Source organism: Nonomuraea insulae, assembly GCF_042656245.1.
The window spans coordinates 71,783-82,468 of record NZ_JBHSPA010000001.1 but is presented as its reverse complement, the minus strand read 5'-3'; the positions used below and the strand labels follow the sequence as shown (position 1 = coordinate 82,468).

At 66.2% G+C, this 10,686-nt stretch carries 12 protein-coding genes and 1 other RNA gene; 9 read left to right on the top strand and 4 right to left on the bottom strand.

Annotated elements, in window-relative coordinates:
• The 9 genes from ACFPZ3_RS00350 to ACFPZ3_RS00310 form a co-directional block, all read left to right on the top strand.
• On the top strand, window positions 1-345 hold a 345-nt coding region (locus ACFPZ3_RS00350; protein ID WP_379511850.1), incomplete at its 5' end, for a deazapurine DNA modification protein DpdA family protein.
• A gap of 50 nt (window positions 346-395) precedes the next feature.
• Window positions 396-1,103 carry a DUF2637 domain-containing protein gene (locus ACFPZ3_RS00345; protein WP_379511849.1) on the top strand — a complete coding sequence of 236 codons (708 nt, stop codon included), beginning with the start codon at window positions 396-398 and terminating at the stop codon, window positions 1,101-1,103.
• A gap of 72 nt (window positions 1,104-1,175) precedes the next feature.
• Complete coding sequence (locus ACFPZ3_RS00340) at window positions 1,176-1,331, top strand: hypothetical protein (protein ID WP_379511848.1); 156 nt, start codon at window positions 1,176-1,178, stop codon at window positions 1,329-1,331.
• Window positions 1,332-1,447: 116 nt separating this feature from the next.
• Window positions 1,448-1,768: a hypothetical protein gene (locus ACFPZ3_RS00335; RefSeq protein ID WP_379511847.1), complete on the top strand. Its 321-nt coding sequence runs from the start codon at window positions 1,448-1,450 to the stop codon at window positions 1,766-1,768.
• 18 nt (window positions 1,769-1,786) lie between these two features.
• Window positions 1,787-1,951, top strand: coding sequence for a hypothetical protein (locus ACFPZ3_RS00330; protein ID WP_379511846.1), 165 nt, complete (start codon window positions 1,787-1,789; stop codon window positions 1,949-1,951).
• 1,672 nt (window positions 1,952-3,623) lie between these two features.
• A complete protein-coding gene (locus ACFPZ3_RS00325; RefSeq protein ID WP_379511845.1) occupies window positions 3,624-3,770 on the top strand; it encodes a hypothetical protein in 147 nt (48 codons plus the stop codon).
• A 622-nt stretch (window positions 3,771-4,392) separates the two neighbouring features.
• Window positions 4,393-5,820, top strand: a complete 1,428-nt coding sequence (locus ACFPZ3_RS00320) for a replication initiator (RefSeq protein ID WP_379511844.1) — start codon at window positions 4,393-4,395, stop codon at window positions 5,818-5,820.
• A gap of 12 nt (window positions 5,821-5,832) precedes the next feature.
• The gene (locus ACFPZ3_RS00315) at window positions 5,833-6,015 is read left to right on the top strand and encodes a helix-turn-helix transcriptional regulator (protein WP_379511843.1); all 183 of its coding nucleotides are present in this window, start codon (window positions 5,833-5,835) and stop codon (window positions 6,013-6,015) included.
• Window positions 6,012-7,166, top strand: coding sequence for a tyrosine-type recombinase/integrase (locus tag ACFPZ3_RS00310; protein WP_379511842.1), 1,155 nt, complete (start codon window positions 6,012-6,014; stop codon window positions 7,164-7,166). The genes ACFPZ3_RS00315 and ACFPZ3_RS00310 overlap by 4 nt, the downstream gene beginning before the upstream one ends.
• A gap of 54 nt (window positions 7,167-7,220) precedes the next feature.
• Here ACFPZ3_RS00310 and rnpB read toward each other — a convergent pair.
• The 4 genes from rnpB to ACFPZ3_RS00290 all read right to left on the bottom strand — a co-directional run bounded on the left by rnpB (window position 7,221) and on the right by ACFPZ3_RS00290 (window position 10,677).
• Window positions 7,221-7,613, bottom strand: an RNA gene (gene rnpB / locus ACFPZ3_RS00305) — RNase P RNA component class A.
• A gap of 147 nt (window positions 7,614-7,760) precedes the next feature.
• On the bottom strand, window positions 7,761-9,137 hold the full coding sequence (locus ACFPZ3_RS00300; protein ID WP_379511841.1) for a bifunctional RNase H/acid phosphatase: 1,377 nt from the start codon (window positions 9,135-9,137) through the stop codon (window positions 7,761-7,763).
• A complete protein-coding gene (locus ACFPZ3_RS00295; protein ID WP_379511840.1) occupies window positions 9,134-9,874 on the bottom strand; it encodes a zinc ribbon domain-containing protein in 741 nt (246 codons plus the stop codon). The genes ACFPZ3_RS00300 and ACFPZ3_RS00295 overlap by 4 nt, the downstream gene beginning before the upstream one ends.
• Window positions 9,875-9,876: 2 nt before the next feature.
• Window positions 9,877-10,677 (bottom strand): Nif3-like dinuclear metal center hexameric protein, encoded by an 801-nt coding sequence (locus ACFPZ3_RS00290; RefSeq protein WP_379511839.1) that lies wholly within the window; start codon window positions 10,675-10,677, stop codon window positions 9,877-9,879.
• Window positions 10,678-10,686 lie beyond the last annotated feature (9 nt).

Below are 10,686 nucleotides of genomic sequence, written 5' to 3'. Positions count from 1 at the left end.
GGACGGTTCAGCACGGCAACCTACGCTCGTTCCCTTTTACACCGCATCTCGGACGCGACCGCGGAGCGAGGGCTGCGGAACAAGCACGGCTTCGGCGTCAAAGCAGACGGGTTGGACCTGTATGGCGATGATCTGAACTCGGCGGACTCGCAAGCGTGGTCGGAGGGCGAACGCCGCCGCGGCTACCCACGGTTTGAGGAGTGCGTGGGGCAGCACAAGAACTGCGCGAACTGCCCGAAGGCTGCCCTGCTCTGGTACGGCAAAGTCCTGACCCGACTCACCGGAGCACGACAGCGACTCTACCAACCGCGCCTTTTCGATCAGAGCGAGGAGGCGGCGGCATGACGCAGGGTGCAAGAGGCCGACTGCGGACGCTGCTGGCCGATTCGGGGCCGGTGACAGTGCTGGCGGTGATCGCGGCGGTGGGGTCGTTCGACCACATCTCGGCCCTGGCGGCGAAGTACGGGCAGCACGGTTGGCGGTCCTGGGCGGTGGCGGTCTGCATTGACCTGGTGTGTGTGATGGCCGCGCGGGAGATCCAGCGGGACAAGCGCACCGGGCGCCGCCGTCACGGGTTGTTGTCGTGGCCGTCGCTGGTGCTGGCGGGCGGGATCGTGTTGACGCTGGCGGCGAACCTGGCCGAGGCTCCGCGCTCGGCGTGGGGCTGGGTGCTGGCGGCCACGCCTGCGAGTGCGTTCCTGATCGCCATGTCGATGATCGAACGCCGCGCGGGACACCACACCGAGGATCGCGAGAGTCGCGAGCGGGTGGGTCTGGTCTGGGAAGAGTCGGCGGACGCGGGCGAGAACGAGGTGCCTCGACAGACCGAGCGAGCACACGCAGACCGCATCGTCGAGCAACCGGCCGGCCGACCGGAGTTGGAGTCGAGTCACCCGGCGCGAGAGCAGGCCGTGGACGCGGCACCTGCGGCTGTCGAGCACGAGCAAGCCTCGCCGCCGCCTGCGCTGCTGGCATACGCGCAACGCCTGGCGGGTGAACATCGCACCGCGCATAACCGGCCGATCACGGCAGAGGTGCTGCGGGCTCGCATGCACATCGCGCCGGAACTGGCCGCGAACCTGATCGCTCATCTGGAGCCGTGACGTTGCGTCCGGCCGCCCATCTCTTCCCCGGGTGGGCGGCTCACGGAAGGCCACAGCGAAAGGAGCACCGAAATGAGTGGAAGAAAAGGCGTCTCCAGCTTGAAGACGTACTTCGACAAGAAGCCAGGGCAAACGCTCGCCGAGTTCGCCGCGGAAACCCGCAACCTCTCGGATAAGGATTTCGAGCAGCTCAAGACCGGCATCGACAACGGCACCTACAACTACTAGACCCCGGGGCGTGAATGGGTCGGCTCGCCTGCGTTCCGCTGGCACGTAGGCGGGTCAACCGGATTCAATCCCCGGTACAGGAAAGTCACGATCTCCTGAAAGGAGACACAGCAGACATGATGACGACAGATTCGACGATGCGCTGCGAATTCATTGCGGGCCTGCGCCACCTGGCGCAATTCCTGGCCGACAACCCGAAGGTGCCGGTGCCCACTATCGGGGAGAACATCACGTTGTTCCCGGAGGGTAGCGATGATGAGCAGCGCGCCACGGTGGATCGGGTGGCCGACCTGCTCGGGGTTCCGGCAAGCGGCGGCACGCATTACAAGACGGTCCGCGATTTCGGGCCGATCACCTATGAGGTGCTCGCCATCACCGAAGAACGGATGCGCGAGGTCGAGGCCGCCGCCACCTACTACGGCGCCGTCACACCATAGCCAGGAAGGGAGAAGGTGATGTTTCGACTTCGACGCTGTATCAGCTACGTCGGCATCGGGTTTGTGGTGTTCTACCTGTTCACTCGTCCGGCTCAAGCAGCGGGCGCGGTCAACGGAGTGTTTGACGGGATTCTGAACGGCGCTAATCAACTCGCGGTCTTCTTCGGCGCGGTTCTGGGATGACCGTGCAAGAGCCTGCTGGAAAAGAAGGGACAGTTCGATGGCGAGAAACGGACAGTGCCGGACTTGTCGCGGGACGGGCAAGGTCGGGGAGATGGAATCGGAGACCAGGAAAGGCAAGCTGAATTTCCGAGACGTTCGTAAGACCTGCCGGACCTGTCGAGGGCGGGGCCGGGCGTAATGAACAGGCGAACGCCCTTACTTCCGGACACGGAGAATGCGTGCCTGGTGTGCGAGGGCAGCAAGCTGATCCGCCGCACAGTGCTCAGAAAGCGGTGGCTGTTCCGGTGGAAGATGGAGCATTTCCGACTGTGTTGGGCCTGTGGTGGAACTGGCCAGTTCTCGCGACAAAGTCAGTCCGCGCCCTAGGGGGGAAATGGACATGAGAGGCAAAAACCGTAAGGAGTCGAGCGGCGGCAAGCAGAAAGTATGCGCGTGGTGCCAGGGGACGCGTGGTTACGAGGTCGGAAAGCTGTTCGTGCGCTGCGGTAGATGCTCAGGCAAGGGCACGCGGTAACACGCCGGGCGCTTCGATAAGCCAGTCAACAGGGGAAGGAGGAAATCATGGTGGGTTTCAGGAAGAACGTTCCTCCGTTGAAATGCCGCAAGTGTGGCGGGGATGGGCGCGAAGAGGACTTCGTATGGAAGATGGGGAAGGGATACGTGCCCCGCGGGCGGCTCTGTAGATGGTGTGGAGGGTCGGGCGTTCTTCGGTCTCGGTGAATGACTCTGCATCCGGCCGCCCACCACCAACGTGGGCGGCTCATGGAAAGCCAATCGCCGATAAATAGAAAGAACAGCTTCGATGACTAATGCGCGTTGCCCTGACTGCGGGCAGCAAAACAGCACGTGGTACGAGAAAGACATGGTCGAAGTCTGCAACAACTGCGGCTTCATCATCTGGGAGGAGCTGTGAGACAGCCATGAAGAACAGGCGCTTTGTCCCGGTTCAGTCGTACGCCTGCTGCACCTGCAACGGCACCGGCACCGGCATCGACATGGAAAGCCAGACGTGCCGCGACTGCAACGGGACCGGCATCGATGGCCACGAGAGAGACGCGAGCCGATGAGAAGAACCAGGATGCCGGCGTGCAGGCCGTTGCCACGCTGCTCCATATGCCGGAGTTACTTGTACGTCAAAACGAGTGCATGCCCAAAATGCGATCTGCTGAGCAGCTTGAACGGAGATGCTCATGACGGTTACACAAGTCAATGACAGGCGGGTGCAATGCCCATCTTGCCGCTACGAGACTCGGTTCAGGCATTTCGACAAGCTGTTCGTCGGTGAAAGTGGCGTGCAAGCAGGGTGCAGAAACTGCCGATACTCGTTCTGGGTGAGATTCTAAACCAAAGCACATCTGTCGTAGCGAAACGCCGAAGGGCAGGAACATGGTCCGAGAAACTCAGGTAAGAAAGCTCCGAACCGCAGTTCGGGAGATGGACAAAGCCTTGAGGTACGGCACTCGAACCGAAAAGGAACGATGTCACGCCGTACTCAACGCTCTTTACCGAAACTCGTCGAAAGATGAAATCAACGCCGCCATCGACTTTTAGAAGCGGCAAGGTCGCAGGAAAGTTCGGGTGCGCGCCCACGGAACGGCTCAGCTTGGCCGCTCTCGCCGTTCCGCGGGGCGCGTGTCCTTCACCCCAGGTATCGAGCAAAGGAGATTTCAGTATGCAGCATAACCAGCCCACGAGCATGCGCTGTACGCGGTGCGGCGGCTCGGGCAAGTCACGCGGCAAGGTCGAAACCCGCCAGTGTCCGCGCTGCCGCGGCAAGGGTCGGCTCACGATCGAGGACATCGACAGGGGCGGGCTGTGACCCGGACGCGCGGCCCGATAGCGCCGCGAAACAGCTCGCGCATGTGGCGGTGCAGCCGCTGCCAGATGGACAACTACGACACGGTGATCTTCTGCGCCTGGTGTGGCGGCCGGTGACGCCCAGCAACTGTACGCAGTGCGGCGGACTGGGTTGGATCTCCTGCTCCGTCTTCGACCTGCGCGCGATCAGAGGGTGGCGGCCGTGCGAGGGATGCGGCCGTACCGGCGGCGTCGTAGAGAAGGCACGCCGATGAGAAGGAAACGGACTGTACGTCAATGTCGTGAGTGCTGGGGCGAGGGCTGGAAACTCTCTTCAGCTTCCGATCCGCGGTCGGTAAACGGTCGTCGGTGGTGCGAGGACTGTGGCGGAACCGGGGTGGCACAGCGGTGAGCCGGTACCGGGTGGAGGTTACCGAAACCTACACCGAGCGCGTAGGCGGCAACCCGTGGAACATCGATCGCCGCGTCCTGGCGGCCGAGAGCGCCTCGTGCCTGCAACCGGTCGAAGTGCAGGCGAACGATCAACGTCGGCTCATCGCCTGCGGTCGTCGACTCCCGGCTGAGCGACAGTGCGACGCCTGCCGAACCCGTGTCGAAGTCGTCAAGGTAAGGAGGGTTGCAAAGTGAGCGCGCCTACCGTGCTCGCTGAAGCGGTCGGGCCAGTCGTTCGTGACCTGGCCCGCCGCTCCGGCAAAGACCTGACGCGATGGCTGGAACAGGTACACCGCCTGGGCGGCTGCACCGAACCGGTGCGCCTGGTCGGCGAGACGGTCACCCTCGACGCCACCTCGGGACAGGTCGTCTCCCACTACAGCAGCCAACGGGAACCACACGGCCAACTCCTCATCCGGTGCGGCAACCGCCGCGCCTCCCGCTGCCCGTCCTGCGCGGAGCTGTACCGGCGTGACACCTTCCACCTGATCCGGGCCGGGCTACTCGGCGGAGCCAAGGGCGTGCCGGCCACCGTGCGCGCCCACCCCCGGGTGTTCACCACCTTGACCGCGCCCTCCTTCGGGCCGGTACACCGCGGCCCCGACAAGGACGGCGTACGGCGGGTGTGCCATCCCCGCCGCACGGGTCCGGCCTGCTTCGAGCGCCACAAGGACGACGACACGCGCCTCGGGCAACCGCTGGACCCAGACAGCTACGACTACATCGGGCACGTGCTGTGGAACGCGCACGCGGGCGAACTATGGCGCCGCTTCACCACCTACCTGCGCCGCCATCTGGCCGCCGCCTCCGGCCTAACACAGAACGGATTCAACAAGGCGGTACGAGTGTCCTTCGCCAAGGTGGCCGAATACCAGGCACGCGGCGTGGTCCACTTTCACGCGGTCGTGCGGCTGGATGGTCGCACCACCGATCCGGCCGACGTGGTCGAACCCCCCGCCTGGGCCACGCTGGACCTGCTGAGCGAGGCGATCACCTCGACGGCAGCAACCGTACGGCTGACAGCTCCAGACCTCGGCCAGGCCACCAAGGAGCTGGTGTGGGGCCGTCAGGTGGACGTCAAACCGATCGAAACCGGCGACCTCGACGGCCACCTGTCCGAACAAGCCGTCGCCGCCTACATCGCCAAGTACGCCACCAAAAGCGCCGAAAGCTCCGGCACCCTGGATCGCCGCATCCAACCGCACGAGCTGGGACGGCTCCAGGACCACGGCGCCAGCCAGCATGCCGCCCGCCTGATCCGCACCGCCTGGGCGCTCGGCAACCCGACCAGACACCCGGAACTGCAAGAACTGCGGCTGCGCAAGTGGGCTCACATGCTCGGCTTCCGCGGCCACTTCTCCACCCGATCCCGCGCCTACTCCACCACCCTGGGCGCCATCCGCGACGAACGCGCCGAACACCGCCGCACGCAACTGGGCACGCCGCCACGTGAGGAAAGCACGCTCGTACTCGCGCATTGGAGCTTTGCCGGCCAGGGCTACACGGCTGGGGAATCACTGCTGGCCGCATCGACTATGAACGCGCCACCAGGTATCACAGCCCGAAAGGAGGTGGATCTCGATCACGTGACCGGTGTCAGCAAAAGATCAGGATCGTAGGGAGGTGGCAACATGAACACGACGGAGCTTGAGAACTTGTGGGACGTGAACCGCACTGCCCTTTTCTTGGGTGTGCCTCCGGCGACGTTGTACCAGTGGCGTTATCAGGGCAACGGGCCGAAGGGCCACAGGGTCGGCCGACACGTGCGCTACTTTCCTGCTGATGTCGCGGCTTGGGTGCGTGAGCAGGCATGAGTGTCTATGACCGCTGGCACAAGGCGCACCCCAAGTCAGGTGAGACCACCTGTCCCGAACATCGCAAGGTGCCGACGGCAGAGCATGGCGTTGGCGATCGCTGGCAAGTTCGTTACCGGGACAGCAACGGCAAACAACGGAAGCGGAGCTTCATCAAGCGGGCCGACGCTGACCGCTTCGAGGCCACGCGCAAAGCTGATGAGTCCCGTGGAGAGTGGATAGATCCCCGCTTGGGGCGGACTCGGCTCACCGACTACGCGCCGACGTGGATAGCATCTCGCCTGCACAAGCCTAGTACGGCTGAGCGATACGCGGGCGTGCTCAAAAATCACATCTACCCAGCGTTCGGCAATGTCGGAGTGGGGAGCATTCGGCCGACCGCCGTACAGGCATGGATTAAGGATCTTCAGGTTCACGGGCTGGCGCCACGAACGATCGAGACGATTTATACGATCTTCGCAAGCATCATGCGCGGAGCCGTACGAGACGAACTGATCCGCAAGACGCCATGCGTGGACATCCGGTTGCCGCATGCTGGCAAGACGGTGATTCGGCTTCTGGTACCTGATCAGGTCGTAGCCCTCTTCAAGGCGATGCCTCCGGAGTACGCCGCCCTCGTCTTGCTCGGTGCGGGTTCCGGGTTGCGCCAAGGAGAAGCGTTCGGGTTGGCCAAAGATCGGCTCGACTTCGACTCGGGCATGATTCGGGTCGATCAACAGGTGATCATTGTCAAAAGTCGGCCCATGCTTGGGACGCCCAAGAGTCCGGCGTCAGTTCGAGAGGTCCCCATGCCGATCTTCCTCGATAAGGCTCTCAAGGAGCACATCGCGAGGTACGACCCCTTCGACGTGCTGTTCCGTACTGCTCGGCGGGGCAACCTGATCCGGCGCGACTACTTCAATGATCGCGTCTGGAGACCTGCGATCAAGGCCGCTGGCCTTCTCCCGGACACGACCTTTCACGACCTGCGTCATGGGTTTGCCAGTACGGCGCTCGCTGAGGGTGTCCCGATCTCTGAAGTCTCCAGGTGGCTCGGACACGAGTCGATCACGACCACCGTGGACCTATACGGCCACCTCGTTCCGGAAGCCTCTGCGCGGGCCAGAGGGGCGCTCGATAGAGCGTTCGGTTCATCTCTGGTTGTGCCCTGAGAGTGCCTTGATCGTGCTCTAGCCCTGGTCCGCCCCAGGTCAGAGAACTAAAGAGTGACGAGTCGGCCTGTAGGCCGGGTTCTGTCCTTCTTGCGAAGGGGCGACCATCCATCTAGGACCGCCGTTGCCGGCGGTCTCGAGCAGTCTACCCGCGCGGCTCGGGCGGGCAGCCCTCGAACGTCGCGCGCGGAACGCTCCGAAGAGCGTCCCTTCTTGACCTTGCTCCGGGTGGGGTTTACCTAGCCGCCCACGTCACCGTGGGCGCTGGTGGTCTCTTACACCACCCTTTCACCCTTACCTCCCGGCCTGAACCGGGAGGCGGTCTGCTTTCTGTGGCACTGTCCCGCGGGTCACCCCGGGTCGGCGTTACCGACCACCCTGCCCTGTGGAGCCCGGACCTTCCTCGGCGGGCCTGGTGAGGCCCGACGCGGTCGCCCGGCCGACTCGTCTGGAGGAGGTTATCAAATTTCAAGCCGTTCCCAACCCAACGACAAGATCGGTTCGCTGGAATGGGCACGGTCATCGCCTGAGGGGGACGGTGGCGAACGGCGGCCGTGCCGGGTGTGGCTTCGGCGACACCCGGCGCGGCCTCGGTCAGCGCAGATGCGCGGTGTCGTTGAAGGACTTCACCACGGCCGGGCCGTCGGCGTAGTACTCGATCAGCGACAGGCACGCCAGGTCGAGGTGCATGCGGTAGAGGGACTGCAGGGGCGCCGTCAGGGCGTCTCTGAGGAGCAGCTTGATGGGTGTCACGTGGGAGATCGCGAGCACCGTCCTGCCCTCGTAGCGCTCCACGAGCCACTCCCTGGCTGACTGCACGCGGCGGGCGGTCGTGGCGAAGCTCTCGCCGCCCGGCGGGGCCACCTCCGGATCGGCCAGCCAGGCGGTCAGTTCGGCGGGCCAGCGGCGTTGTACCTCCGTGAACGTGTGGCCCTCCCAGTCGCCGAAATCGGCCTCCCTGAGGTCTTCGTACACCTCCACGTCCAGCCCCGTCCGCTGGGCGACCGCCTCCGCGGTCTGGCGGGCGCGCTTGAACGGCGAGGTGACGATCGCATCCAGCCGGTACGGGTCCCGCGACAGCCTCTCGGCCGCCGCCGATGCCTGGGCCAGGCCGTTGGCCGTGAGCTCGGCGTCGCCGCGGCCCGAGAACCTGCGTTCCAGGGACAGGTTGGTCTCGCCGTGCCTGAGCAGGAGGAGTGAGGTGGCGACCCTGGTGGGCGGACCCCAGCCCGTTCCGGTGCCCGTTCCCGTGGCCTTGGCGCGTTGCTGGGCGGCGGCGACGGAGGCGGTGGGGGCGGACAGGTCGGAAATGCCGCCCGCGTCGAGGAGGTCCGTCTGCTGGTGGTCGGCCAGGGAGCTCCGGGAGCCGGCCGAAGCGGCCCCCTTGGCACCGACCGAAGCGGCCCCCTTGGCACCGGCGCCGCCCGTGGCCCCCTTAGCGCCGGCGCCGCCCTTGGTCCCCTTGGTCTTCGTGGTCCCTTTGCCGGCGGCTTCCGTGGGAGCTCCGCCGGAAGGCTCGCCGCCCGTCGTGGTGCCGCCCGCCTTCCAGGTCAGACCCTGGGCGGCGGCGTCCATGGCCTCGTTGGCCAGGCGGTCGGCGTGCTTGTTGCGTTCGCGGGGGATCCAGGTCCACTCCGTCACCCGCAGCCGCCTGACCAGGCCGCCGGCCTCGGCGGCCAGCGGGCGCAGGCCCTCGTTCTTGATCTTCCAGCGGCCCGCCATCTGCTCGACGACCAGCTTCGAGTCCATCCGCACGGCCACCGCGGCCCCGTCGCCGGCCAGCTCCAGCACGGCTTTGAGACCGGCGATCAGGCCACGGTATTCGGCGACGTTGTTGGTCGCGACGCCGATCGCCTCGGCCGCCTCCGCCAGCACCTGGCCGTCGGAGGCGTCCATGACGACCGCGCCGTAGCCGGCCGGGCCGGGGTTGCCGCGCGAGCCGCCGTCCGCCTCGATGACGTAGGAGGTCACAGGCCGGACTCTGACGTACGTACGAGAATCCGCCGGCACTCCTCACACCGGAGCACCTCGTCGTGGGGAGCGGCCTTGATGCGGTTCATCTCGGCGATGGACAGGGCCACCTTGCAGCCCTGGCACCGGCCGCCGCGCAGGATGGCGGCGCCCACGCCGTACTGCACCCTGAGCTTCTCGTAGAGCCCGAGCAGGTCGGCGGGGATCTCGCCGACGATGCCGGTGCGGCGGCCCTGGGCCTCGCCCGACTCCTTGTCCATCTCGTTGAACGCGGCGTCGCGGCGGTCCTCGGCCACGGAGAGGGCGGCGCGGATCTCGTCGCGGCGCGTCGCCAGGTCGGTGACCTGGGTGTCGGCGGCCTCCCTGCGCTCCATGATCTCCAGCACGATCTCCTCCAGATCGCCCTGGCGCTTGTGCAGCGAGGCGATCTCGGACTGCAGGCCCGCCAGGTCGCGCGGCGAGGTCACGGCTCCGGAGTCGAGGCGCTTCTGGTCGCGGTCGGCGCGCGTGCGCACGGCGTCGACGTCGCTCTCGGCCTTGGTCTGCTCGCGCGCCAGGTCGCCCGACTCGGTCTCGGCCTCGATCACCTGCGTGGAGAGCCTGGCGTAGGTCTTGGAACGCTCGTCGATCTCGGCCAGCTCGGGAAGGGTGCGGCGGCGATGGGCCAGCCGGTCGATCACGGAGTCGAGCTCTGCCAGGTCGAGCAGTCGCTTCTGGGTCTCAGGGGCTGCTTTCATGATCAATATCCTCTTGTCCAAGCATCGGTGACCGTGGCGGAGACACGTGTTTCAACGGTAACGCCACTCGCGTGCAGGATCGACGCCGCGCTGTCGAGCCAGGGCCACTCGGTCGCCCAGTGCGCGGCGTCGATCAACGCGGGCCCGCCCGACTCCACGAACTCGCTGGCCGGGTGGTGCCGCAGGTCCGCCGTGAGGAAGACGTCGACTCCGGCGGCGGCGGCCACGCCGAGGAGGGAGTCGCCCGCGCCCCCGCTGACCGCCACGCGCCTGACCGGCCGGGACAGGTCGCCCGCCACGCGGATCCCCCACGACGTGCGCGGCAGCCCCTTGGCCGCCCCCGCCGCGAACTCCCCCAGCGTCGTTCCCTCCGGCGCCTCCCCGATGCGGCCCAGGCCGCGCCACGGGTCGTCGGGGAAGGGCTGGAGCGGCACCAGGTCGCCGACCAGCCCCACCGCTCTGGCCAGGGCGTCGGACACGCCCGGATTGGCCACGTCGGCGTTGGTGTGGGCGGTGTAGAGGGCGATGTCGTTCTTGATCAGGGCGTGGACGAGGCGGCCCTTCGGCGTGGTCGTGGCCACCGTGGTGGTGCCGCGCAGATAGAGGGGGTGGTGGGTGACGATCAGGTCGGCGCCCCAGTCGAGGGCCTCCTGCGCCACGGCGGTGACCGGGTCGACCGCGAGCAGCACCCGCCGCACCTCCTGGGCCGGGTCTCCGCTGACGAGCCCCACCGCGTCCCAGGACTCGGCTCGGGCGGGCGGATAGGCCGCCTCCAGCACCTCGATCACGTCTGTCAACGTCACAGCAGCCAC

Coding starts and splice junctions, on each gene's coding strand:
- ACFPZ3_RS00340 (WP_379511848.1), top strand. CDS start 1,176: ATGAGTGGAAGAAAAGGCGTCTCCAGCTTGAAGACGTACTTCGACAAG.
- ACFPZ3_RS00335 (WP_379511847.1), top strand. CDS start 1,448: ATGATGACGACAGATTCGACGATGCGCTGCGAATTCATTGCGGGCCTG.
- ACFPZ3_RS00330 (WP_379511846.1), top strand. CDS start 1,787: ATGTTTCGACTTCGACGCTGTATCAGCTACGTCGGCATCGGGTTTGTG.
- ACFPZ3_RS00325 (WP_379511845.1), top strand. CDS start 3,624: ATGCAGCATAACCAGCCCACGAGCATGCGCTGTACGCGGTGCGGCGGC.
- ACFPZ3_RS00315 (WP_379511843.1), top strand. CDS start 5,833: ATGAACACGACGGAGCTTGAGAACTTGTGGGACGTGAACCGCACTGCC.
- ACFPZ3_RS00310 (WP_379511842.1), top strand. CDS start 6,012: ATGAGTGTCTATGACCGCTGGCACAAGGCGCACCCCAAGTCAGGTGAG.
- ACFPZ3_RS00295 (WP_379511840.1), bottom strand. CDS start 9,874: ATGAAAGCAGCCCCTGAGACCCAGAAGCGACTGCTCGACCTGGCAGAG.